Here is a 24745-nt window from a genome sequence, read left to right on the forward strand (position 1 = left end):
CTTCTTGTAGTTTTTTCTCTAGAAGAAAAACCTTTGTATATCATTCCAAGTTACTACTACCATTAATACCATTAAGAGCATGATGCCTACAAAATGAACCATACCTTCTTTTTGCTTATCAACTGGTTTCCCTCTGACTGCTTCAAATAAGAAAAATAAAAGTCTACCACCATCAAGCGCAGGCAGTGGTAATAAATTCATAATTCCCAAGTTAATACTTAAAATAGCAGCCCAATGCATTAAATTGAATACACCATATTGTGCAACTTCTTCTGTAGCCTTGTAAATACCTACAGGACCTGATAAATCATCGATTGAGAATTTACCAGTAATTAGAGAACCTAGTAAGGTAAATATACGTTTAGTCCAATCATACGTTTGTTCTGCACCGAAAGCTACTGCTTTGATTGGATTTTTTTCAAGAGGACTGACATATTGAACACCGATTTGCCCTACTTTTTCTTTTCCAGATTCGACTGCTTTTGGAGTCATCGTAAATTCTAAAGATTCCCCGTTACGATCAACTGTAAAATCCATTTTTTTATCTGGACTTACCTTGACTTCCTCCGACAATTCATCCCAAGTTGAAATCGGATTTCCATTAATTTTAGTTACTAAGTCTCCATCTTTCATTCCAGCTTGTGCAGCAGGGCTATCTGCTACAACTGTTGTAATGACGGGTTCATATGTTGGTACCCCTTGGAGCAAACCTAATAATAAAAATATGAAAAATGATAAGATAAAGTTGAAAAGTGGACCTGCAAATATTGCCATTGATCTTTGACCAACCGTTTTAGATCCAAATTGACGATCATATGGTGCGATGTAAGTTTCTTTTCCATTTTCATTTATAACAGCATTTCTAGCTATTTTATATCGTACGGAACGTTCTTCTTCATCATATCCTTCAATATACATTTCTTTAGTTAAATCAGATTTCTCGACTTCTAAGAAAAGCATGTCTGGAAATTGCTTATTTTGATTTAATACAATTTGATCGATTTCATTTTCATTATTAACATGTATACCTAAACGAAATCCTGGTAGAAGTTCGACAGAGTCCATATCTTCTCCAGCCATTCGTACATATCCACCTATAGGTAATAACCGAAGTGTATATATCGTTTCTCCTTTTGTCATGCCAAAAATTTTTGGTCCCATTCCAATCGCAAACTCTCTAACCATAATTCCTGCTTTTTTAGCAAAAATAAAATGTCCAAGTTCATGAAAAAAAACAATACTACCAAATATTATTATAAACGCAATGGCCGTTTCCATTATACCCCACCTTTATTATCAATTACGACTGGACGTAGATGCATTACTCCTCTTAGCTTAAGCACTAAACAATGCGCCAATTTTTATCATGTTTGTTTAGAAAAAGCACGAGAACACCGAATCAATTCTTAGTAGAAAACCATACTCGCCACTTAGAAGAAGTGCTCCTGCGCAGGCTAATCGCAGAAAGACATTTGCTGTAAAGTTAATACAACATGTCCTTTATTCAAACTCATTTTATCATGTTTTGTACGTTTTTTCTTGTTTCAGCATCAACATGCAAGATTGTTTCTAAATTTGGGCTGAATATGTTCACATGTTCAGTCATCGCACGTTCTATGAGCTCATCAATAGTTAAAAAACCTATCTTTCCTTGTAAAAACAATGACACTGCCGCTTCATTTGCTGCATTAAGTACCGTTGTCATTGTTCCTCCTGCTTTCCCTGCATCAATTGCAAGCTTTAATGCATGATATCTTGTATAGTCCATTTCTTCAAAATGCAGTTTTCCAATCTCTACTAAATTCAATCTTTTAGCATTAGAGCGCTCTAATCGATCCGGATATGAAAGTGCATATTGAATTGGAACCCGCATATCCGGTGTGCCTAATTGGGCAATAACGCTTGTATCATTAAACTCCACCATTGAATGAATTATACTTTCTCTATGTAATAAAACCTCAATATCATTATATGATGTATTAAATAATACATGAGCTTCTATCACTTCTAGCCCTTTGTTCATCATAGTTGCACTATCAATGGTTATTTTTGCTCCCATAGACCAATTCGGATGATTCAGAGCATCTTTTACAGTGACATTTTCTAACTCTTCTCTAGTTCGGTCGCGGAAGCTTCCGCCTGAAGCAGTGATGATTAGCTTCGAGATTTGGGATTTTTGTTCCCCATTCATTGCTTGGAAGAGAGCAGAATGCTCGCTATCTACAGGTAATATTGGAACATTATGCACTTTTGCTGCTTGCATCACTAAATGCCCAGCTGTGACAAGTGTTTCTTTATTTGCAATTGCAATCGTAATACCTTTTTTTATTGCTTCTAATGTAGGTTTTAGTCCAACACTTCCAAGAACTGCATTAACAAGTACATTTGCATTTGTATTAGCTGCTACTTGGATCAAACCCTCATCACCAAAAAAAACTTGTATTTTCGGAAATTCCTTTTGTAATTGAATAGCGTCTTCTTCAAGCGCAACAGAAACTACTTCTACTGGAAAATTCTTTAGAATCATTCTGGTTTTTTCTAAATTTTTTCCTGCAGAGAAAGAAACTAATTGAAACTTATTTGGATGTTCTTTAATTATATCCAATGTTTGTATTCCAATAGAACCTGTTGCTCCTAATAAACTTATTCTTTTTGTCATAATTTCATGTCTTCTCCTTATACAAAATGTAAAAAGTGCAATAACGGAATGACAAAAAGCAAACTGTCAAAGCGATCTAATATCCCACCGTGTCCTGGCAGTATTTTACCAGAGTCTTTTACATCGTAATGTCTTTTTATAGCCGATTCTACTAAGTCACCTAACTGACCAAAAATGGAAGCGGCTATGGTTATCCCGATTAATATTATATAGGACGAACTAAATGGGGCTATCCATTGTAGAATGAGCGCAGCAATTATTGCCCAAATGATTCCTCCGATAAATCCTTCTACGGTCTTGTTCGGAGATATTTCAGGCCAAAGTTTTCGTTTTCCTAACTTTTTACCAGTAAAATAAGCACCTGAATCTGTTGTCCATACAACAACTAACGCGAATATTACATAAGTCAATCCAATTTCTCTTGTTTCTATAAAATAATAAAAACCAATTCCAACGTATAAAGTTGCCATTATTGCGAATGCGGCATCGTCAAATGTAAATTGATTTTTAACAAATACTGAATAAATTAATAATAAGAAGATTGCTACAAATAGCCATTCAATTTTTGTATGTCCACTTAATTGCAATATATTATCTGCAACTGATGTAGGAATTAATAAAACAAATAAAAGTAATATAGATATTAGACCAGTAATGGAAAATAGTTTTATACCTTTCATTCTCAAAATTTCAAATAATCCGATAGCTGCCATCAGATATATTAATATATTGAAAACTGATCCACCTAAAATTACGATAGGTAAAAAGAACGCGGCTGCTACTGCACCCGTAATGATACGTTGTTTCAATTAATCTCTTCCCCCTTAAGACCGCCATATCTTCTATGTCTTGTTTGAAAACTTTCAATTGCATCAAGCAAACAAGATTCATCAAAATCTGGCCACAAAGTATCAGTAAACCATAATTCGGTATAAGCAAGTTGCCAAAGCATGAAATTACTTAAACGCACTTCACCACTTGTACGAATAAGTAAATCTGGTTCACTTAAATCTTTCGTCATTAAATAACTATCTAAAAGCTCTTCAGAAATAATATCTGAAGTAATAATTCCTTCTTTTACATCGCTTGCTATTTTCTGAACCGCTTGTACTATTTCGTCCCTACTTCCATAATTTAAAGCAAAATTTAGGATTAGTCCATTATTGCTTGCAGTTCGATCTATGGCATTTTTAACTGCTCTTTTTGTATGCTCAGGTAATGATTCAATATTTCCCATCATGTTCACACGTACGTTTTGCTTAATTAATTCAGGTAAATAAGTTCCTAAAAATTCTTCTGGTAATTTCATCAAAAATTCTACTTCTAACTTGGGTCTTTTCCAATTTTCCGTCGAAAAAGCATATAGAGTTAACGTTTTAATACCCAATTCATTTGCAAAACGAGTAATTTTTTTCACTATTTTCATACCTTCATAGTGACCAGCAATACGTGGAAGGGATCTTTTTTTCGCCCATCTTCCATTTCCATCCATAATAATAGCAACATGGTTTGGTAATTTTTCTTGTTGAGCTTTCTCTTTTCTTTCAAACAAATCATTACTTATCGTTTGTTCATTCTTACGAATAAGTTTTTTTAGCATACTGAATCCTCCACTTTAAACCAACTCGGAACATATATATCCTATCATATCAAATTTCACCTAATTTTACTTCATTGAAATTTGGAAAAGCACAATGCTTTCAAGATCATTAAATATAATCATTATATAATAGTATTTATTTTCTCATGAATGTAAAAAGACGTCCCACTAAAAGGACGCCTCTTACTTGTGAAAAGTTCAAATCATCAAATTACATCTCACGTCCGGATTTGAATCGCGGCTGCATGATTAACTTCCTTAAACTTGTTATAATCACAAATAGCTTTTGTCTTCAGGATTTTCGTTCCTTGCTAGGACATTTACGTAAAAGTTTTATTACATTAAACTTCCTCAAGTAGTGATCTTAGTTAGTTGCCACAACCTAAAAAGGAATTATCCAGAATACCTATCGTTTCGACTTTGATAGGAAAGAGTTAAACTTCCATAATCTCTTTTTCTTTTTCTTTTGTAATTACATCGATTTTTTCAATATTTGAATCCGTAAGTTTTTGAATTTCTTCAGTATAGCTTCTTAAGTCATCTTCCGTAATAGCCCCAGATTTCTCAAGTTTCTTCAAATCGTCATTGCCATCACGGCGAACGTTACGAATATTAATCTTGGCTTCTTCAGCTTCTTTTTTCACTTGCTTAACTAATTCTTTACGACGTTCTTCCGTAAGTGCCGGTATAGCAATACGGATAAGGGAACCATCATTTGTTGGTGTTATGCCCAAATCTGATTTCATGATAGCTTTTTCAATGTCTCCAAGAATTGTTTTATCATAAGGTTGGATAGTAATTAAACGTGCTTCAGGAATTGCTATACCAGCCATTTGATTGATTGGAGTTGGCGTACCATAATAATCTACAGAAATTTTATCAAGCAAAGATGCACTAGCACGACCTGCACGAATCGTTGATAACTCTCTACTATAAACTGAAATCGTTTTAGCCATTTTATCTTTTGTTTGTTCAACTACTTGTTTCGGCATTATGAATTCCTCCTAACGACTGTACCAATTGTTTCACCTAGAACAGCCCTTTTAATATTTCCTTTTTCCATAATTGAGAATACAATAAGTGCAATATCATTGTCCATACATAAAGTAGATGCAGTAGAATCCATCACTTGTAATCCTTGTTGAATCACTTCAATAAACGAAAGTTCATCATATTTTACAGCTGCTTTATCAATTTTAGGATCTGCGGAATAAACTCCATCTACATTATTTTTGGCCATTAGAATTACGTCCGCTTCTATTTCAGCAGCTCTTAGTGCTGCAGTTGTATCTGTTGAGAAGTATGGATTTCCTGTACCAGCTGCAAAAATTACTACTCGTTTCTTTTCTAAATGACGAATTGCTTTTCTACGTATGTATGGTTCTGCAACTTGTCGCATTTCAATGGAAGTTTGCACACGGGTTTCGATGCCTGCTTTTTCTAATGAATCTTGCAAAGCAAGGGAGTTCATCACTGTAGCAAGCATTCCCATATAATCAGCTGTAGCTCGGTCCATTCCCATTTCACTACCGACTTTACCTCGCCAAATATTGCCACCACCTACTACTACTGCAACTTCAACTCCAAGTTCTACTACTTCTTTCACTTGTTCCGCTACAGATTTAATAATTTCCGGTGATAGCCCAAAACCTTGTTCCCCAGCTAATGCTTCGCCACTTAGTTTTAAAACGATTCTTTTGTATTGTGGTGTACTCATAGGTATCCTCCGTCTCTTTTCTTGAAAAATAGGGAACACAAATTTCGTGTTCCCTAGTTGTTCTTGTTTATTTAGCGAAAACTTGTTAGAACAAATTTCCATTCTTTTATTAGTTACCTTTAACTTGGCTCATTACTTCTTCCGCAAAGTTATCTTCACGTTTTTCAATTCCTTCACCAACAGCATAACGAGTAAATGATTTTAAGTTACCACCAGTTGATTCAACAAAAACGCGCACTTTTTGATCTGGGTTTTTAACGAAAGATTGGTCAAGTAGACAAATATCTTCGAAATATTTACCAAGACGGCCTTCTACCATTTTTGCAACAATATTTTCAGGTTTTCCTTCATTTAAAGCTTGTTCTGTTAATATTTTACGCTCATGTTCCACTTGTTCAGCAGATACTTCGTCACGTGAAATAAATGCAGGATTTAAAGCAGCTATATGCATTGCAACATCTTTCGCCGCGTTTGAATCAGTTGAACCTTCAAGAACTGTAAGAACACCAATACGTCCACCCATGTGTAGGTAAGGACCAAATGCATCAGCATCTGTTTTTGTTTCAATAACAAAACGACGAAGTGTAATTTTTTCTCCAATTTTAGCAATTGCATTAGAAATTAAGTTTTCAACAGTAATTCCTTCTTCGATTGTTGAAGCTAAAGCTTCTTCTACTGAAGTTGGTTCAGTTGCTAATAAATGAGAAGCTACTTTTTTTACTAATTGTTGGAACTCTTCGTTTTTTGATACGAAATCTGTTTCAGCATTCATTTCTAATAAGATAGCTTTGTTTCCTTCAACTTGGATATAAGTAGTACCTTCAGCAGCAATACGATCAGCTTTTTTAGCTGCAGAAGAAAGACCTTTTTCACGTAAAAAGTCGATTGCTGCTTCTAAATTACCGTCTGTTTCTACTAAAGCTTTTTTACAATCCATCATACCTGCGCCAGTTTTTTCACGCAATTCTTTTACCATTTGTGCTGTAACTGCCATTTTAAATTCCTCCTAGTACATATAAATTCATTTTCTCAAAAAAAGGTGATAAGTGGTTTGGCCGCTTATCACCTGTTACTTACATGTGTCTTACTCAGCAGCAACTTCAGCTGGAGTTACTTCTTCGTCTTCACCTTGTCTTGCTTCAAGTAATGCATCCGCCATTTTAGCAGTTAATAATTTTACTGCGCGAATTGCATCATCATTTGCAGGAATTACATAGTCGATTTCATCTGGATCACAGTTTGTATCAACAATTCCTACTAATGGAATGTTTAGTTTGCGAGCTTCTGCAACAGCAATACGCTCTTTACGTGGATCAACTACAAACATTACATCTGGAATAGCTTTCATATCACGAATACCGCCTAAGAATTTTACAAGACGTTCATGTTGTTTTTTAAGTTGAACAACTTCTTTTTTAGGAAGTACATCAAACGTACCGTCTTCTTCCATTTTTTCAATAGCTTTTAGACGTGCTACACGTTTTTGAATAGTACCAAAGTTTGTTAAAGTACCACCTAACCAACGTTGGTTGATGTAGTAGTTTCCAGAACGTTCAGCTTCTTCTTTAATAGCTTCTTGAGCTTGTTTTTTAGTTCCAACGAATAGAACTTTTCCACCGTCTTGACCAACTTGACGCATGAAGTCATAAGCTTCTTCTAATTTTTTAACCGTTTTTTGTAGATCGATGATGTAGATTCCGTTACGTTCAACAAAAATGAATTTTTTCATTTTTGGATTCCAACGGCGAGTTTGGTGACCGAAGTGTACACCAGCCTCAAGTAATTGTTTCATAGAGATTACTGACATGATTATTTCCTCCTGATTTGGTTTAGTCTTCCGCATTCATCATTTTTCATTAGCTACTCTATTAGCTAGAGCACCTGCTAAATCCATCCGAACTGCGTGTGTATTCATACCGTATTGTAATATACCATACATATTTATATCTTTCAACTATTTTTATCCTTAAATTTTAAGAAAAGCTCTACTTCCGTCTTTCCAATTTGCAAAAGTTTTGCTATTTCATCTATATCTTTTCCTTCTTCACTATAAAAAAGAACCTTTTCTTTTATTGTTACAGGTATCTTTTTCTCTGTTGTTGCTACTGTTTTTAAGTAACTACTTGCTGCAAGTTGCTTAGATACAAATGATTTTGGAAGTTCAAAAGAACGAGTTTCTTCTTTTATCTCTTCTTGTGTAGAAGCTATAAATGATTTTTCTGATTTATTCAACTCTTTTAAAAGCCTATTATTTTCATCTTTCATTTCTGCAATACAAGCTCCGAACGAATCATCTATTTCTTTTAAAACTTGTTCTTGTTTCTTTTCCATATCTTTAAATTTAGTTAATTTAGCAAACATTAAAGCAATTAAATAAAAACTAACTATTTGAAGTAAAAATAATATTACTAATATAATTGGTGTCATAACCGCTCCTACCCACTAAAATCCACAAAGTTTCCTTTAAAAGGATGCTTTGTTTCTTTCATTTCCTGTTCTTTTTTCTCGCGTTTTTTACGATCATGTTCTGCATTTTCGTGTTCATGATCGTCTAAGCTTGCCGCATTATTTGACTTAGTTACTGTTTCTCTATTTTTTTCTAACTGTCTATCCGAAGTAGCTTGGGCATTTGATTGATTCACTGAGCTTTGTTGTTGAAGTTGTTCTGCTACCTTACCAGCATCGAATGTTTTTGGAATAGCAATTTGGAGTTCTACACCTTTTAAACTCATATAATTAGTTCTCCCTTTTTAGACATTCGTCATCTCGTTTGCTAATAATTTGCGTAGTTTAAATAATGCTTTAGAATGTATTTGTGAAATCCTCGATGTTGATAAGTTGAGCATTTCACCTATCACCGTCAATGTTAACTCTTCTGTATAAAAAAGACTTAATACTAGTTGTTCATTCTCATTGAGCATATTAATTTGTTCTACAAGGTCTTGGAGTAATTCTTGTTTGACCATTTTTTGTTCTGGCGTTTTCTGTGAGTCATCCCTGATTACGAATGATTTGTTTTCCATTTCTTCGTTATCTTGAAGTTGTTCATCGATAGACAATACATTTGAAAAAAAATGTTCCTGAACTGTTTGATATACTTCTTCTACAGGAATTTCAACATAATCTGCAATTTCTTCAGCTGTTACATGTCTCATAAGTCTTTGTTCTAATTCTTCAATTCTTGACTCTAGTTTTTTTGCTTTCTCTCGTGATGATCTAGGAAGCCAATCTTCTTTTCTTAAGCCATCGATAATTGCTCCTCTTACTCGGAACGAAGCATAAGTATCAAATTTCAAGTCCCTTGAATAATCAAATTTATTAAGTGCATCAAATAATCCCATCATTCCTAGACTCTTTAACTCATCTCTTGATATATTTTTAGGGATGCTTGCACCAATACGTTGAACATGATAGGTAACGAGAGGTGTATATTGACGGATTAAAGAATCTCCTGCTTCAGGGTCTTTGTTATCAATCCATTTTTTCCATAGAAGCTGTTCTTCTGTCGAATTATGTTTTACCACAAATATCCCCCTTTCCCAATATATCAAATTAATACTCTAATTATATCAAATTAACAGACAAAAGGAGAGTCGAAATATATTCGAACTCCCCTCATTCGTTTTCATTCAACATAGATTTCACAATTTTTGCATATTCCTCAGAAGAAAGATTTGTTTCAGATTCTTCCTCTTCGTTCAATAAGACTTCAAGAACCTCTGTTTCATAATGATTTTCCATTACAAAGGATATAATTGCTCGTGCAATGAATGTAATCAAAAATATTAAAATTGCAATTATACTTGCATTAAATAATATATTTTTCGCATTAAGAAATGGATAAGTTGAAAAAAAATAAATACTAAAAGCTAATAGAGCCGCCCAAAAGTTTGAAAGAATCGTTCCAACCATTATATTTCTCTCACTCCTTGGTTAACAGTTCGTATATGTAGCATGCTAGTGGACGGATCAAATTCAATAGTTCTACCACTATTCCCTCCCGTATCTTCAGAAACAATCGGGATTGTATATTTTTTCAACTGCTCTTTGACAGCTTCTACATTTCTTGGACCAATGCGCATTGTATCTCTGCTTGTTGAAAATTGAAACATTTGTGCCCCTCCAGCAATTTTTGCTCGTAACTTAAATAGCTGCGCACCTTCCAATTTGAGTTGTTCAATCATTGCCGGAATTCCTGTATCTGCAAACTTGGCTATATTTATATTCTCTAGTCTTCCTAAACTAGAATCAGGTAACATAACATGGATTAATCCAGCTATTTTTAATCTTTCATCATAAAGTACAACTCCAACACATGAACCTAGACCCGAAGTGCGAATTGTATCAGGAGGTCTTGCAACATTCATATCCGCAATGCCCACTTTAACTACTTGTCCTTGTGCAATCATATTAGTTTACTCCTAATGCATTAAAAATAGCTTCGAATGAGTCAGGATCAGGTAATAAGAAAAAATGTCCTCTTACACTTTCTTCATTCGGTACATCTTCTTCGTTTATAGCTGTATCGATTACAATAACATAATCGCTTATGTGAGAAACCTCCACTAATCCAAAACTGATAATCGCTCCTACCATATCTACACTTAGTGCAGGTACGGTAGGATAAATATTAAGTTGAGTGAAATCTGATAGCGCGGATAAGTAAGAACCTGAAAGAATATTTCCTAGTTCTTGCATAGCCGATACACCAATCTCAGAAACTACTCCCGTTTGAAAATCAAAATGATCGTCTTGAACTAATCTCCTAATAAAACGATTAGCTTGTTCTACAGGTAAAACAAAAAACATACTTCCCGTTACATCGCCTTCTATGCGAAGGTATATTCCTGCAACAACACTATCAGGGCCTCCTGCTAGGTCCATCATTTCATCAAAAGAAACCATTTCTACTTTAGGGACTTTCATGTCTATTTTTTTATTTAGTAAAGTAGAAAGTGATGTAGCAGCATGAGCAGCACCGATGTTCCCTATCTCTTTTAAAACATCTAAATGCATCGAGGTTATACTTTTTTCATACATAACTTATACCCCAGACTTAATGGGATTTAACACTAGATTTAAATGAAGTAGTATTAACAAACGACGATTTAATTTTGCAACACCGGCGATAAAGTCTTGTTCTAATCCTCCAACAACTTCTGGTTGTGGCTCAATAGCATCAGTTGGAATATCTAATACATCGTTAGCAGAATCGACAATGACTCCAACATTCATATTTTCTAAAGTAATAATAATAATTCGCGAAGACTCATTTAATTCACTTTCACCAAGTCCAAAGCGATTCTTTAAATCTATAATTGGTGTTACTACACCTCTTAAGTTAATCACTCCTTTAACATAAGAGGGTGTTTTTGGAACACGTGTAATATGAATTAATTTTTCTATACCCTGTACTTGACTCACAGGAATTACATATTCTTTATCTGCTAATTGAAAAACTACTACTTTTACACTTTTAAGTTCTACGGCTTCTGTCATATAGTTTACGCATCCTTCCAAGAGTATTTCCCTTATATTATCAATGCATTACAGTCAACAATTAAAGCTACTTGACCATTTCCTAAAATAGTTGCTCCTGAAATTGCAAACACACTTGATAAATATTCTCCAAGTGATTTTAATACAATTTCTTGTTGTCCGATAAACGAGTCTACTACTAATCCAGCTAGTTTATCACCTTTACGTACTAGAACAACTGAGTGGAACTCTTCCTCATTACTTTCTCTTGGTACATCGAATACATCTTCTAAAAATACTAATGGAACTACTTTTCCGCGGAAATCTATAACTTTTTGATTGTGTGCATTTAAAATATCAGATGATCTAATAATGGCTGTCTCGATAATAGAAGATAGCGGAATTGCGTAGATTTCTTCACTAAGCTCTACTAACATGACAGAAATAATTGATAAAGTTAAAGGTAATTGAATTGAAAACAAGGAACCTTTACCTTCTGTTGAAGATATATCAATTGTTCCTCCTAGTGATTCAATTGTTGTTTTCACAACATCTAAACCAACTCCACGACCAGAAACATCTGAAATTACATCAGCAGTAGAAAAACCAGAAGATAAAATAAATTCCGCTACTTGCTTGTCGGTCAAGGTTGATGCCACTTCTTCAGTAACAAGTCCTTTTGAAATAGCCTTTTTAAGAACTTTTTGACGGTTTACTCCAGCTCCATCGTCTTCAATTTCGATAAAGACATGATTTCCGCTATGGTATGCTCTAAGCACCACAGTTCCTTCTTCGGGTTTCCCTTTTGCTTTTCGAATTTCAGGGCTTTCCACACCATGATCTAATGAGTTTCGAATTAGATGGACAAGTGGATCCCCAATTTCATCTATTACTGTACGATCAAGTTCAGTATCGGCACCAATCACTTCAAGATTAATCTTTTTATTTAAATCTCTAGCTAGTTGACGCACCATTCTTGGAAAACGATTAAATACCGTTTCGACAGGTACCATTCGCATGTTTAAAATTATATTTTGAAGGTCGCCAGTAATTCTTGACATCCGTTCAACTGTCTCATCTAGTTCATTATTATGAAGTTCTTCTGATATAGATTGAAGACGTCCACGATCGATGACTAACTCTTCAAATAAGTTCATCAATATATCTAATCGCTCAATATTGACACGAATCGTCTTGTTTCCTGCAGTTTTAGATGATCCTGACTTTTCTGAAGGAACAGAATTAGATTCTTCACTATTATTTGTTTCTTCTTTTTGTACCGCCAATTCTTGAGATACAACTTTATTTAGAGCATCATTTTGACGGTTTTTTAACTGATCTATTGTCACAGAGTTAACTTTAACTTCTGTAACTTCTGAAACTTTTAGAAGTTTCTTTTGTACATCATCTTTCGGTTCTGATGTTACTAAAGCAATATAGAATGTATTATCGAATTGTTCGTCCTCAAGCTTTTCAACAGAAGGTGAAGACTTAATAACATCTCCCATTTTTTCCAGTAATTCAAATACCATGTATACTCGGGCAGCCTTTAAAAGGCAATCTTCTCGAAGTTGTACGGATATCTCATATGTTTGATAATCTTGTTCAAATGATTGCTGAATTACTGTAAGATCATAATCATCATATGTAAGCCAGTTTTCTTGCGTAAATTCAGTTTCTACTATGGTTTCAATGGTTGTTGCTGCAACAGGAGCAACTTCACCAGTTTCAATCACATGTAATTTTTGTACTGTCTCTGTTACGTCTAACTTTCCTTTTCCACCTGCCGCAATATCTAATACCATTTCTTCTAATTGATCAACGGCAATAAAAACTACATCTAATAATTCGGCAGTCACATGTAATTTATTATTTCGAATTAAGTCTAAAACGTTTTCCATTTTATGTGTTAAATTAGCTATATCTTCATAACCCATAGTAGCCGACATACCTTTTAATGTATGAGCAGACCGAAAAACCTCATTTACAATTGCAATGTCTGATGGGTTTTTCTCTAGTTCCAATAAATGTTCATTGCAAGCTTGCAAATGTTCCTTACTTTCTTCTATAAACATCTCTAAATATTGATTTGTATCCATGAATAAACACCCCTTTAAGGCAAGTATTGTAAAATTGCTTGTGTGATATTTTCTAAATCTACTACTTCGTTCACTAAGTTAGTTTCTATTGCAGCTTTTGGCATACCATATACAATGCAAGTATTTGCAGATTCCGCAATAGCCACAACATTTCCGCTTTCATCTAACTTTCGTAGTCCAGCTGAACCATCTGAGCCCATTCCTGTCATAATTACTGCTATTTTATCAAAATCGTTATACCGACTATTATCTTCAAATAACACATCTACAGATGGTCTATGCCCCGCTCTAGGAGGTTCTATGTTATCTAAAACAATGGTATAGACATTTCCCATTTTACTTAGGCGTAAATGATAACCACCAGGTGCGATATATGCATAACCATTTCTTAAAATATCTCCATTTTCGGCTTCTTTCACTTCTATTTCAGCTAGCTGATTCAGCCGAACAGCTAGCGATTTTGTAAAGCCAGCAGGCATATGTTGCACGATTAGTACTGGAGCTTGAATATTCTTAGGAAGCTTTGTAATAACTTCTTGAAGCGCTCGAGGACCACCAGTTGAAGTACCAATTAGTATCATTTTTCTTTTTTGTTTATCCCAATTCTGCAGTTTGGATGTTAATGGAATACTAGGTTTTTTAACTTTAGAAACTTCAGAAAAAATAATAGATTTCTCGGTTACTAACTGTGGCCTTTTCATTTTTGTAATCGAAACGGTCGCTGCGTTTTCAACTTTTACTACTAATTCTTCTTTTATTTTATGTAAATCTAAAGAGATTGTACCGCTTGGCTTTGCAACAAAGTCTACTGCTCCATATTCCATCGCGAGAAGTGTACTTTCTGTACCTTTTTGAGTTGTACTTGAGAGCATAACAATTGCAACTGGTGTTTTTGTCATGATTTCTTTTAAAGCATCTATACCGTTCATTACAGGCATTTCAACATCCATCGTCACAACGTCTGGTTGAAGAGACTTTATCTTTTGAATAGCATCTTTTCCATTTCGAGCAATCCCTACAACTTCAACAAATTTACTATCGGCAAAAAAATCCGTAATTAGTTTTCGCATAAAAGCAGAATCATCTACTATGAGAAGTTTCTTTTTTTGTATCTGCTCCACTTGGTCACGACCTCCCCGCAAAGAGATTTTTTAATCGAGATATAAATTTACTTTGTCTAGGTATATTCTCTTTCTCAAAGTCTAAATCCGAAAATTTACTGGCAATCTCTTTTAACTTTTTCGTTATTTCTGCATGGGGATATAATAATGAAAATGGAACTTGTTCTCTCACAGCTTTTCGAACAGATGGATCCTCTGGCAATGAACCAAGTACAACAATTTCTTTAGATAAAAATTTGGACATCGCTAATTTTAATCTAGATGTTGTTTCTATCCCTTCCTCCTCGGTAAAAGCTCTATTACACAAAAGAAAGAAGTTTTTATCCGGATCTTTATAAAAAATATACTTCATCATGGAATAGGCATCCGTAATAGAGGTCGGCTCTGCAGTTGTGATGACGATAATATCATCTACTGAAACTAATAGATCCAATGTTTGACTGGTTGCACCAGCTCCCATATCAAATACGATATAATCATAATTTTTTTGCATATACTCAAATGCCTCTACCAATCTTCCAAACATTTCTTCATTCCATTCCATTACACCTGATAAGCCAGATCCGCCAGAGATATATTGAAGATTATTAGGTCCATCAAACAACACTTCTTCTATCGAAGCATCTCCTACTAAATAATCTTTCAAATTAGAGGAAACAGTTTTTCCTATTAAAATATGAATGTTTCCCATACCTATATCCATATCAATTAGAACAACCTTTTTACCTAATGAACTCAACATAGTAGTGAAGTTCATGGAAAAATTACTTTTCCCCACCCCTCCTTTACCACTGACAACCGCAATAGACCGACCTAATTTGTTCTGACTCCTAAGCATCCGCATTCTTAACTCTTCTGCTTGATCACTCATAACGAATCCCCTTTAATAACATATTGAGTAATTCATTTTGATTAGCCTCGACTATATCTTCCGGGACTTCTTGACCATCCGTATAGTAAGCAAGTCCCTTCTTATATTTAACCATTAAATTGATAATTGAGCCAATAGAATTTGTTTCATCTAGTTTTGTAAAAATATATTTCTCAATCGGGAATTCTGTAAACTGTTCGATAATCACTTCCATGTCTTTTTGCTTAGAAGTAGTAGATAGAACAAGAAAAGTTTCTGTATTCTCTTTTAGATCAATTAACTCTTGTAAGTCTTCTACAAACTTGTGCTCTTTATAATTTCTACCTGCAGTATCAATAAACACAATATCCAATGATTCAAAATTTTTCATTGCTTCTTGTAAATCTTTTTCATTGTAAACAATTTCAATGGGTGCTTGAAGCAACCCAGCATATGTCTTTAATTGCTCAATTGCAGCAATTCTATATGTATCAGTTGTAATAAACCCTACCTTTTTCTTCTTTTCTAATACAGCCCTAGCAGCCATTTTTGCAATTGTAGTCGTCTTTCCTACGCCTGTAGGACCTAGTACATTAATATATTTCTTAGTATAAGAGAGTCCTCCAAAAGGAATTTGTTCTAAGGATGACGATAGGCATTCTTTTGTTATTGTAATTTGTTTATCTAAATCAATGGTATAATCATTTTTTTTCATATGCATAAAAAGCTCATCACCAACTGTTGTGATAAGCTCTTCTGCTAGCTCTTGTTCCTTCAAATAGTGAATAAGAGTTCCTAATTCATCTGGATAATTAACATCCATTTGTGGACGTTGAATCGATTTCACCATATGTTTTAGGTCTTCTAATTCTTTTTTTATTTCGTCCGTTGCCTTATTTGAATGAACCATTGGGACCGTCGCTTTTTCGACAGGAGCGGTTGGAGGATCAAACGTATCAATACCTGCTAGCACTTCGATAGTTTTCTTTTTGAACAAACCTAAAAAACCTTTCGAATAAGCAACTTTTGAATTCAAAATAACTGCTTCTTCACCTAATTCTTTTCGTATTAGTTTCATAGCTTCAGGCATCGTACTTGCCGTATATTTTTTCATTTTCACTCTACATTCACCACCCCAACGCTTTGTACCTCAATGGATGATTCTAATTCATTATAAGAAAGAATCGGAACTTGAGGGAAATATCGTTCTGTCATTTGACGCATATACATTCTTACAGCTGGTGAGCATAATATAATTGGTGATTGTTCCATTAAAGATGCTCGTTCTATTTCTCTCGCCATCGATTCTAATATTGCTTGAGAATCATTTGGATCAATAGATAAATAGTTTCCATGTTCTGTTTGCTGAATACTATCAGCAATCAATTTTTCCACTCTACCAGAAACGGTTAAGACTTTTAATACATGGTTATTTCCTGCATATTGTGTCGTAATTTGTTTCGCTAATGATTGTCTCGTATACTCTGTTAATATATCGACATCTGAAGTCATTTTTGAATAATCTGCAAGTGTTTCAAAAATTATTGGCAGATTACGAATAGATACATGTTCCTTTAGTAAATTGCCTAAAACTTTTTGTATTTCCCCAACCGTAAGTGGTGTTGGAGTTAATTCATCTACAAGTATAGGATAAGTTTCTCTAATATGGTCGATAAGTTGTTTCGTTTCCTGTCGACCCAATAAATCATGCGCATTATTTCGGATGATTTCCGTCATATGTGTGGAGACAACACTTGGCGGATCAACAACAGTATAGCCAAGTATCTCAGCTTCTTCTTTCACTGTTTCAGTAATCCATTTTGCTGGTAATCCAAAAGAAGGTTCTATCGTATCTATTCCTTCAATGGAATCATCATCTCCAGGACTCATCGCTAAATAGTGATCAAGTAATAATTCGCCTCTTGCCATTTCATTTCCTTTAATTTTAATACGGTATTCATTTGGTTGTAGCTGAATATTATCGCGAATTCGGACAACCGGTATGACAATTCCTAACTCTAATGCAAGCTGTCTTCGTATCATAACAACCCGGTCCAGTAAATCCCCACCTTGTGCAGTATCTACTAAAGGAATGAGACCATATCCAAATTCAAACTCAATTGGATCTACATTAAGGAGATTAATAACATTTTCCGGACTTTTCATGTTGTCTGTTGTGACCTCTTCTTCGAATTCTTCTATTTCACTTGGATCTTCTTTTCTCGATTTATTCATCACGTAAGCACCCGCTATTAGTGCAATAGCAATTGGAAAGGTAATAAACGGACCAATAGGAGTTACAATTCCAAGTATGGCAATCGTACCAGCTGCAACATAAAGAAGTTTTGGTTGTGAGAATAATTGGCTTGTAATATCACTACCAAGATTACCTTCCGAAGCAGCTCTTGTAACAACAATACCGGTAGCAGTCGAAATCAACAAAGCAGGTATTTGTGAAACTAAACCATCACCAACTGTAAGAGTAGAAAACCGGATTGCCGCTTCAGCAAATGGAAGTCCTAACTGAACTACCCCTATTACGATTCCTACTGTCAAGTTAATAAGTACGATAATAATTCCGGCGATTGCATCACCTTTTACAAATTTGGTTGCTCCATCCATCGCTCCGTAAAAGTCAGCTTCTCTACTAACCTTTTCACGTCTTTCTCTTGCTTCTTTTTCCGAGATCATTCCAGCATTTAAATCCGCATCAATACTCATTTGTTTACCTGGCATCGCATCCAATGTAAATCGTGCTGCAACTTCTGATACACGCTCTGCACCTTTAGTAATTACAATAAATTGTATAATTACTAAAATAGCAAAAACAACGAGACCTACTAGAATGTTTCCTCCAGTAACAAACGTACCAAACGTTTCAACAACCTTGCCTGCATCTCCTTCTGATAATATTGCTCTAGTAGTAGAAACATTGAGTCCTAATCGAAACAATGTGACAAGCAATAACAAAGGAGGGAACACAGAGAACTGAAGCGCCTCTTGCATATTCATAGCAGTCATTAAGATTAGCAATGCAATGGTGATATTTATGATTATTAAAAAACTCAATAACCAATGAGGAAGAGGTATTACTAGCATAGCCACAATAGAAATTACAGCTGCTAATACGGTTATATCGCGGATTTGCATATACTTCCACCTCAATCTTTACCTTTAAATTTTTTGTTTTATACGATATACATAAGCTAGTACTTCAGCAACAGCTTTGAAAAATTCATCTGGAATTCGTTGACCAATTTCTACTTGGTCATACATAGCCCTAGCAAGTGGACGATTTTCAACCATAATTACATCATTTTCTTTTGCAATCAGTTTGATCTTTTGTGCAACAAAATCTGCACCTTTTGCAACTACCGTTGGAGCATCCATAGATTCATCGTCGTATTTTAGAACAATTGCAAAATGCGTTGGATTTGTAATAACTACATCTGCAGTTGGAATTTCTTGCATCATTCGACGCATAGCCATTTCTCTTTGACGCTGTCTTATACGAGATTTGATAATTGGATCCCCATCCGAATTCTTATGTTCATCTTTAATGTCTTGTTTGGACATTTTAAGATTTTTTTCATAGTCAAAACGCTGATAAAAAAAATCCAATACAGAAATAAATAATAAAACACAAGAAGCTGCTATACCCATCATTCCAGCCAACCAACCAACCGTAGAGAGTGTGTCCCAAGCAGTTTTGAATGATAAAGATAATACCTTCTCTAAATTCATCCACAGAATAAGGGTAGTAACAGAACCGATAAAAGATATTTTTAATATAGATTTTAAAAGTTCAATAACTGCTTTTAGAGAAAATATTCTTTTAAGGCCTTTTATAGGATCAATTTTTTTTAAGTCAAACTTCAATGGTTCAGTTGTAAACAACAATCCAAATTGAAAAAAGTTAGCCGCTATGGCAGCAACTACTGCTACTCCCATAACCGGAAGCAATATTTTCGCCATTTCCATAAGTAAACTTTTATATATTTCTATTACTGATTCGACCGTTAAAGTTTTAATTAACATATATTTTGTAAATGTGACACTAAAAAAAGAAAACAATTCCGTTCTTAAAAAACTAGCACTAAAAAACAGAAAAAGAAAAACAGAAAGTAACACTATTGCACTTGTAACGTCTGCACTTTTTAATACTTGTCCTTTTTTACGGGAATCTTGTCGTTTTTTAGGTGTTGCTTTTTCTGTTTTTTCTCCCGCGAAAAACTGTAAATCTAATCGGAGTTTGAACATACTAGCCACCACCCAAAATTATCATTAGATCACGCATACTTACGACCATAATTTGAAACAATTTCTGAACAACTGCCATCAAAACTCCCATCATGACAAAAAGCACTAAAAAACTAACACCTATTTTTATTGGAAAACCAACAACAAATATATTGAGTTGTGGTACAGTTCTAGCAGTAATCCCTAAAGCGATATCAACTAAAAAGAGAGTAGCGACTATAGGAATCGACATTTGAAATGCTACTGCAAAAACTCCGGCAAATGTTTTCATGATAAACTCAATGTAATTTTCTTGCCCCAAATGTGGCCAGGCTAGTTCCATGGGTATAAAATGATAACTATAAAAAATTCCATCTAATAATAAGTGATGCCCATTCAATGCCAATAACAATAAAAGAGCTAATGTATTCAAAAACTGCCCAACTAATGGACTTTGAGCACCAGTTTGAGGGTCAATTACATTAGCAATTGCAAACCCCATCTGAAAATCAATAAATCCGCCAGCGATTTGAATAGCTGACATGATAATATAAGCTAGCAGGCCTATGAATAAACCGACCATGACTTCCTTCATTATTAATAATATGTAATCTCCATTTACCTCAAATGGCTCAACATCCATTGTATAATACATCATCCATGAAATAACGATTGCGAAAGCAATACGGTGAGTTGCAGGAATTGTTCGATGTGAAAAGAGAGGCAACGTCACGAAAAAAGCAGAAACACGTGCAATAACAAGCAATAACACAGTTAGTTTAGGTAAAATTTCATTCATAACATCAACCAATATATCGTATTAAATTTTCAAAGATATCCGATGCATACGATGTTACATGTGATAGCATCCAAGGTCCAAAAAAAACAATAGCAACTAAAACGGCAATAATCTTAGGAACGAATGCAAGCGTTTGTTCTTGAATTTGCGTTGTTGCTTGAAAGATACTTACAGCAAGACCGGTTATTAATGCGATTAAAAGAAGAGGACCTGATGTAAGAAGTATGACCCAAATAGCTTGTTCTGCAATCGAAATTACCATTTCATTACTCATTACAATCAGCTCCTAAAAACTTTGTAAAATCGATTTCATTACTAAATACCAGCCATCAACTAACACAAATAATAATATTTTAAAAGGTAAAGAAATCATTACTGGCGGTAGCATCATCATACCCATAGACATTAAAATACTAGCAACAATCATATCAATTACTAAAAATGGAATAAATATCATAAATCCAATTTGAAATGCTGTTTTAATCTCGCTTAAGGCAAACGCAGGAACCATCACAGTTAATGGTATATCATCGATTGATTCTGGTCGCTCCGCCTCTGTATAACGTAAAAATAATTCCAAATCTTTTTGCCTTGTTTGCTTACTCATAAATTCCTTAAACGGGCCACTAGCATTTTCGTATGCTTGCTCTAAAGTAATCTTCTCATCAAAGAGAGGAGTAAGTGCTTTTTCGTTCACTTCTTGAAATGTAGGTGCCATTACGAAAAATGTTAAAAATAGTGATAAACCTACTATCACTTGATTCGGCGGCATTTGTTGTGTAGCAAGTGCTGTTCGAACAAAAGAAAGAATAATAACAATTCTAGCAAAAGAAGTCATTAATATTAAAATACTAGGTGCTAAAGATAAAACCGTAAGCAATAGCATTAATTTGATAGAAGTGGAGACATTTGACGGATCACTGTCCGAAAAAAACTGGACGAAATCATTCATTTTCTTCGCGCTCCTTTGTCTTCCAATCCTTTAATACATCACTACGGTCTTTTTGGATTTCTTGTAATCTTTTTTGGAACGTTTCGTTGAATGTAGGATCTTTTTTTTCATTACTATTTTTTTTAAAAGTGAGATTACCTTTGAATTGACTAAAAAGTTCAGATATATAAGGTACAGCCTTCCCAATGTCTTGCTTATCTTCGTAGATCTTCGTTAGTTTAGCTATTTCCTCGGGATCTGTAATTTCTTTTATTAAAGTAATATCTTCTCCTATGCCTACCAGTAATAAGGCGTTACCTGCTTGTAGAAGTTGTACAGATTTACCTTGTCCAAGTCCAACTCCACCTAAATTTTGAATAAGTTGATTTTGTTGAAAAGATTTATTTCTACTATTCACAAATCGTAATAGCCCATATAACAGTAAGATGACAAATAATAGCGCAAAAATCATCTTCACATAATCCCAAACAGTAATAGATATCCCACTAGATGGTATATCAACATTATTACTAGTATCTGGATCTACTACTGTTGTAGGTTCTTTGTCTATCCCGTTGTTTTTCTTTTCAAACGTATCGTAAATTGTATCGTTCGAATCTGTTTCCGCTTGAACCACTAATTGGTATGGTATAAGTAACAATATACAAATGATGCAATAAACGAGGGTAAACTTCCTCATCATTTCATTACCCTATTGCTTTTGAAATTGCTTCAATTACCCGATCAGCTTGGAATGGTTTAACGATAAAGTCTTTTGCTCCTGCTTGAATTGCATCAATTACCATTGCTTGTTGACCCATTGCAGAACACATAATAATAGTAGCATTTGGATCTTTTGCTTTAATTGCTTTTAGAGCGGCGATTCCGTCCATCTCTGGCATAGTAATATCCATTGTGACTAAGTCAGGCTTTAATTCAGCATATTTTTCAACTGCTTGAGCGCCATCTCCTGCTTCTCCTACTACCTCAAAACCATTTTTTGATAAAATATCTTTGATCATCATTCGCATGAATGCTGCATCATCTACTATTAAAATTCTTTTCGACATGTTATGACTCCTCCATTGCTTATCTTAAATTGTGAATTCGTTCTGCTTGACTTAAAATATCTGTAATTCGAACTCCAAAATTCTCATCAATTACGACAACTTCACCTTTCGCGATATGTCTGTTGTTCACAAGAATATCAACTGGCTCACCTGCTAATTTATCTAGCTCAATTATGGATCCGCTAGTAAGTTCTAGAATATCTTTTACAGTTCTTTTAGTACGACCTAATTCTACTGTTACTTGAAGTGGTATATCAAGTAGTAAATTTAAATTTCTTGATTCATTTTGTGATAGACTTGGCGCTTCAAAACTAGCAAATTGTGCATGTTGAACCTCCACTTGCGGTGCTTGGGGACGTGGTTGCGTAAATTGCATTTGCGTTTGAGGCGGAGCATCATTTTGCTGCTGTTGCTGAGCAACTGGAATTTGGCTAACTTCCACTCTTTCTTCCATGATTGTCGCAGCTATTTGCTCTTCTTCATCCTCTCCCATTAATGATTTAACCAATTTCAATCCGAACTCTAGTGGTAGTAATTGCATGATATTTGAATCAATTAATTCACCAACTTTTAGACGGAAGGATATTTTTATTAATAAATCATCATTTGGAATGGCATTTGTTCCTTCATCTACTTCTAAATTCATCAAATCTATAGAAGGAGGAGAAATATCTACTTTTTTATTGAATACTGTTGACATGGAAGTAGCTGCTGACCCCATCATTTGATTCATTGCTTCTTGTACAGCGCTTAATTGAATTTCACTAAGTTCTGGTTTAGGGTCTGTTCCGTCTCCACCAAGCATCAAATCCGCAATAATCGCTGCATCTGATTGCTTAATGACAAGTAGATTCATCCCAATTAGTCCAGCAGTGTATTGCACTTGGACTGCTACATAGGGCTGTGGAAACTCTTCTTTTAATCTAGCTCTATTAATCATATCAATATTTGGGGTTGTAATATCTACTTTTTGACCTAAAAGAGATGATAAGGCTGTAGCAGAACTACCAAATGATATATTTCCAATTTCTCCAAGCGTATCTTGTGCAAAGGAATCTAAATAATCCTCAACATTAATCTCTTCTACATCATTCGTTTTTTTATCTTCTTCTATTGTAGTTCCTCTAAGGAGGGCCTCAATTTCTTCTTGGGAGAGCATATCATCACTCATCATCTTCCTCTCCTCCTTTCAAAGTTTCAATGACTTGTACAGCCATCCTTTTTTTAAGTTTACCAGGTTGTGCTTTGAATTTAGGGATTTCCCCAACTTGAATAATTAGAGGATCCTCAATTTTAGCATTCAATTGAATGACATCACCAAGTTGCAAAAACAATAAATCTTCAATGGATATATCCGTTCTCCCTAGTTCAGCGACTATAGGAATTTCAGCAGATTTAACTCGTTTCTCTAACACTCTTAATTGTTCAGGAGAAACTTCTTTCTTATTAGTTTGCATCCAATAACGAACAGATAAGTTAGGTACAATCGGCTCTAATACAACATGTGGTATACAAATATTTATCATTCCACTTGTTTCTCCGATAATCGTATTAAATGAAATAACTACAACAGTTTCGTTAGGAGATATCATTTGTAAAAATTGTGGATTTACTTCGAGCTCGGTCAATATTGGATCAATATCAGCTATGTTTGCCCAAGCTTCCCTTAGATTATCAAATGAGCGCTCAAACAGGTTGGTCATAATTTTTGTTTCAATTTCAGTTAAACTATCTGTCTTCGTATATGACCCCCCTTTTCCGCCCATTAATAAATCATACATCGTATAGGCAATATTAGGGTTAATCTCCATTAAAATATTCCCCTCAAGTGGCGGTACTTCAAAGACATTAATAAGAGTCATGTGAGGTACCGAGCGAATAAATTCTTCAAATGGAATTTGATCAACAGATACTACTGATATTTGTACATATGTCCTTAATTGGGCAGAAAAAAATGTAGTTAATAATCGAGCAAAATTTTCATGAATTCGAGTCAAACTTCGAATCTGATCTTTGGAGAAACGAAGCGCACGTTTAAAGTCATACACTCTAACTTTTCGAGATTCTTGCTCGTTTTTCATCTCATCTGCGGTCATTTCCCCAGTTGAAAGTGCGCTTAACAACGCATCAATTTCTGATTGAGATAATATATCTCCTGCCAATCTGCCCACCTCCATTCAAA

28 protein-coding genes are annotated in these 24745 nt (G+C 34.6%); all 28 read right to left on the reverse strand.

Annotated elements, in window-relative coordinates; translation table 11 throughout:
• Window positions 1–18: 18 nt before the first annotated feature.
• Window positions 19–1278 (reverse strand): RIP metalloprotease RseP, encoded by a 1260-nt coding sequence (rseP, locus tag ACTSKG_RS05645; protein ID WP_464757165.1) that lies wholly within the window; start codon window positions 1276–1278, stop codon window positions 19–21.
• A 232-nt stretch (window positions 1279–1510) separates the two neighbouring features.
• Window positions 1511–2659 (reverse strand): 1-deoxy-D-xylulose-5-phosphate reductoisomerase, encoded by a 1149-nt coding sequence (gene dxr, locus ACTSKG_RS05650; RefSeq protein WP_464757166.1) that lies wholly within the window; start codon window positions 2657–2659, stop codon window positions 1511–1513.
• Window positions 2660–2676: 17 nt separating this feature from the next.
• Window positions 2677–3468, reverse strand: coding sequence for a phosphatidate cytidylyltransferase (locus tag ACTSKG_RS05655; RefSeq protein WP_464757168.1), 792 nt, complete (start codon window positions 3466–3468; stop codon window positions 2677–2679).
• The gene (locus ACTSKG_RS05660) at window positions 3465–4259 is read right to left on the reverse strand and encodes an isoprenyl transferase (RefSeq protein WP_464757169.1); all 795 of its coding nucleotides are present in this window, start codon (window positions 4257–4259) and stop codon (window positions 3465–3467) included. Before ACTSKG_RS05660 ends, ACTSKG_RS05655 begins: the two co-directional genes overlap by 4 nt.
• 434 nt (window positions 4260–4693) lie before the next feature.
• Window positions 4694–5251: a ribosome recycling factor gene (frr, locus tag ACTSKG_RS05665; RefSeq protein ID WP_464757170.1), complete on the reverse strand. Its 558-nt coding sequence runs from the start codon at window positions 5249–5251 to the stop codon at window positions 4694–4696.
• Entirely contained in the window at window positions 5251–5976 is a 726-nt protein-coding gene (gene pyrH / locus ACTSKG_RS05670) for a UMP kinase (protein ID WP_464757171.1), read from the reverse strand. Before pyrH ends, frr begins: the two co-directional genes overlap by 1 nt.
• Window positions 5977–6085: 109 nt before the next feature.
• Entirely contained in the window at window positions 6086–6970 is an 885-nt protein-coding gene (gene tsf / locus ACTSKG_RS05675) for a translation elongation factor Ts (protein ID WP_464757172.1), read from the reverse strand.
• Between the two features lie 90 nt (window positions 6971–7060).
• On the reverse strand, window positions 7061–7783 hold the full coding sequence (rpsB, locus tag ACTSKG_RS05680) for a 30S ribosomal protein S2 (protein WP_387579872.1): 723 nt from the start codon (window positions 7781–7783) through the stop codon (window positions 7061–7063).
• Window positions 7784–7926: 143 nt separating this feature from the next.
• The gene (locus ACTSKG_RS05685) at window positions 7927–8403 is read right to left on the reverse strand and encodes a DUF6115 domain-containing protein (RefSeq protein WP_464757174.1); all 477 of its coding nucleotides are present in this window, start codon (window positions 8401–8403) and stop codon (window positions 7927–7929) included.
• A gap of 8 nt (window positions 8404–8411) precedes the next feature.
• Window positions 8412–8708, reverse strand: a complete 297-nt coding sequence (locus ACTSKG_RS05690) for an RNA polymerase subunit sigma (RefSeq protein WP_464757175.1) — start codon at window positions 8706–8708, stop codon at window positions 8412–8414.
• Window positions 8709–8726: 18 nt separating this feature from the next.
• The gene (locus ACTSKG_RS05695; RefSeq protein ID WP_464757176.1) at window positions 8727–9500 is read right to left on the reverse strand and encodes a FliA/WhiG family RNA polymerase sigma factor; all 774 of its coding nucleotides are present in this window, start codon (window positions 9498–9500) and stop codon (window positions 8727–8729) included.
• Window positions 9501–9591: 91 nt separating this feature from the next.
• Window positions 9592–9888, reverse strand: a complete 297-nt coding sequence (locus ACTSKG_RS05700) for a hypothetical protein (RefSeq protein ID WP_464757177.1) — start codon at window positions 9886–9888, stop codon at window positions 9592–9594.
• Window positions 9888–10385 (reverse strand): chemotaxis protein CheD, encoded by a 498-nt coding sequence (locus tag ACTSKG_RS05705; protein ID WP_464757178.1) that lies wholly within the window; start codon window positions 10383–10385, stop codon window positions 9888–9890. Before ACTSKG_RS05705 ends, ACTSKG_RS05700 begins: the two co-directional genes overlap by 1 nt.
• Window position 10386: 1 nt before the next feature.
• On the reverse strand, window positions 10387–11016 hold the full coding sequence (locus tag ACTSKG_RS05710) for a chemotaxis protein CheC (protein ID WP_464757179.1): 630 nt from the start codon (window positions 11014–11016) through the stop codon (window positions 10387–10389).
• A 3-nt stretch (window positions 11017–11019) separates the two neighbouring features.
• On the reverse strand, window positions 11020–11475 hold the full coding sequence (locus ACTSKG_RS05715; RefSeq protein ID WP_464757180.1) for a chemotaxis protein CheW: 456 nt from the start codon (window positions 11473–11475) through the stop codon (window positions 11020–11022).
• Between the two features lie 32 nt (window positions 11476–11507).
• Complete coding sequence (locus ACTSKG_RS05720; protein WP_464757181.1) at window positions 11508–13553, reverse strand: chemotaxis protein CheW; 2046 nt, start codon at window positions 13551–13553, stop codon at window positions 11508–11510.
• A 14-nt stretch (window positions 13554–13567) separates the two neighbouring features.
• A complete protein-coding gene (locus tag ACTSKG_RS05725) occupies window positions 13568–14674 on the reverse strand; it encodes a protein-glutamate methylesterase/protein-glutamine glutaminase (protein WP_464757182.1) in 1107 nt (368 codons plus the stop codon).
• A 4-nt stretch (window positions 14675–14678) separates the two neighbouring features.
• Window positions 14679–15545 (reverse strand): MinD/ParA family protein, encoded by an 867-nt coding sequence (locus ACTSKG_RS05730; RefSeq protein WP_464757183.1) that lies wholly within the window; start codon window positions 15543–15545, stop codon window positions 14679–14681.
• Entirely contained in the window at window positions 15538–16644 is a 1107-nt protein-coding gene (gene flhF / locus ACTSKG_RS05735; RefSeq protein ID WP_464757184.1) for a flagellar biosynthesis protein FlhF, read from the reverse strand. The genes ACTSKG_RS05730 and flhF overlap by 8 nt, the downstream gene beginning before the upstream one ends.
• On the reverse strand, window positions 16641–18674 hold the full coding sequence (gene flhA, locus ACTSKG_RS05740; protein ID WP_464757185.1) for a flagellar biosynthesis protein FlhA: 2034 nt from the start codon (window positions 18672–18674) through the stop codon (window positions 16641–16643). Before flhA ends, flhF begins: the two co-directional genes overlap by 4 nt.
• A gap of 24 nt (window positions 18675–18698) precedes the next feature.
• Window positions 18699–19784, reverse strand: a complete 1086-nt coding sequence (flhB, locus tag ACTSKG_RS05745; RefSeq protein WP_464757187.1) for a flagellar biosynthesis protein FlhB — start codon at window positions 19782–19784, stop codon at window positions 18699–18701.
• 1 nt (window position 19785) lies between these two features.
• Window positions 19786–20562, reverse strand: coding sequence for a flagellar biosynthetic protein FliR (fliR, locus tag ACTSKG_RS05750; protein ID WP_464757188.1), 777 nt, complete (start codon window positions 20560–20562; stop codon window positions 19786–19788).
• Window positions 20563–20566: 4 nt separating this feature from the next.
• A complete protein-coding gene (fliQ, locus tag ACTSKG_RS05755) occupies window positions 20567–20836 on the reverse strand; it encodes a flagellar biosynthesis protein FliQ (RefSeq protein WP_151699484.1) in 270 nt (89 codons plus the stop codon).
• A 12-nt stretch (window positions 20837–20848) separates the two neighbouring features.
• A complete protein-coding gene (gene fliP / locus ACTSKG_RS05760) occupies window positions 20849–21514 on the reverse strand; it encodes a flagellar type III secretion system pore protein FliP (RefSeq protein ID WP_464757189.1) in 666 nt (221 codons plus the stop codon).
• A complete protein-coding gene (locus tag ACTSKG_RS05765; protein ID WP_464757190.1) occupies window positions 21507–22196 on the reverse strand; it encodes a flagellar biosynthetic protein FliO in 690 nt (229 codons plus the stop codon). The genes fliP and ACTSKG_RS05765 overlap by 8 nt, the downstream gene beginning before the upstream one ends.
• 4 nt (window positions 22197–22200) lie before the next feature.
• Window positions 22201–22563: a response regulator gene (locus tag ACTSKG_RS05770; protein ID WP_464757191.1), complete on the reverse strand. Its 363-nt coding sequence runs from the start codon at window positions 22561–22563 to the stop codon at window positions 22201–22203.
• Between the two features lie 19 nt (window positions 22564–22582).
• Window positions 22583–23734, reverse strand: a complete 1152-nt coding sequence (gene fliY, locus ACTSKG_RS05775) for a flagellar motor switch phosphatase FliY (RefSeq protein WP_464757979.1) — start codon at window positions 23732–23734, stop codon at window positions 22583–22585.
• Window positions 23727–24725 carry a flagellar motor switch protein FliM gene (gene fliM, locus ACTSKG_RS05780; protein ID WP_464757192.1) on the reverse strand — a complete coding sequence of 333 codons (999 nt, stop codon included), beginning with the start codon at window positions 24723–24725 and terminating at the stop codon, window positions 23727–23729. The genes fliY and fliM overlap by 8 nt, the downstream gene beginning before the upstream one ends.
• Window positions 24726–24745 lie beyond the last annotated feature (20 nt).

The organism is Psychrobacillus syltrankelensis (assembly GCF_055454035.1).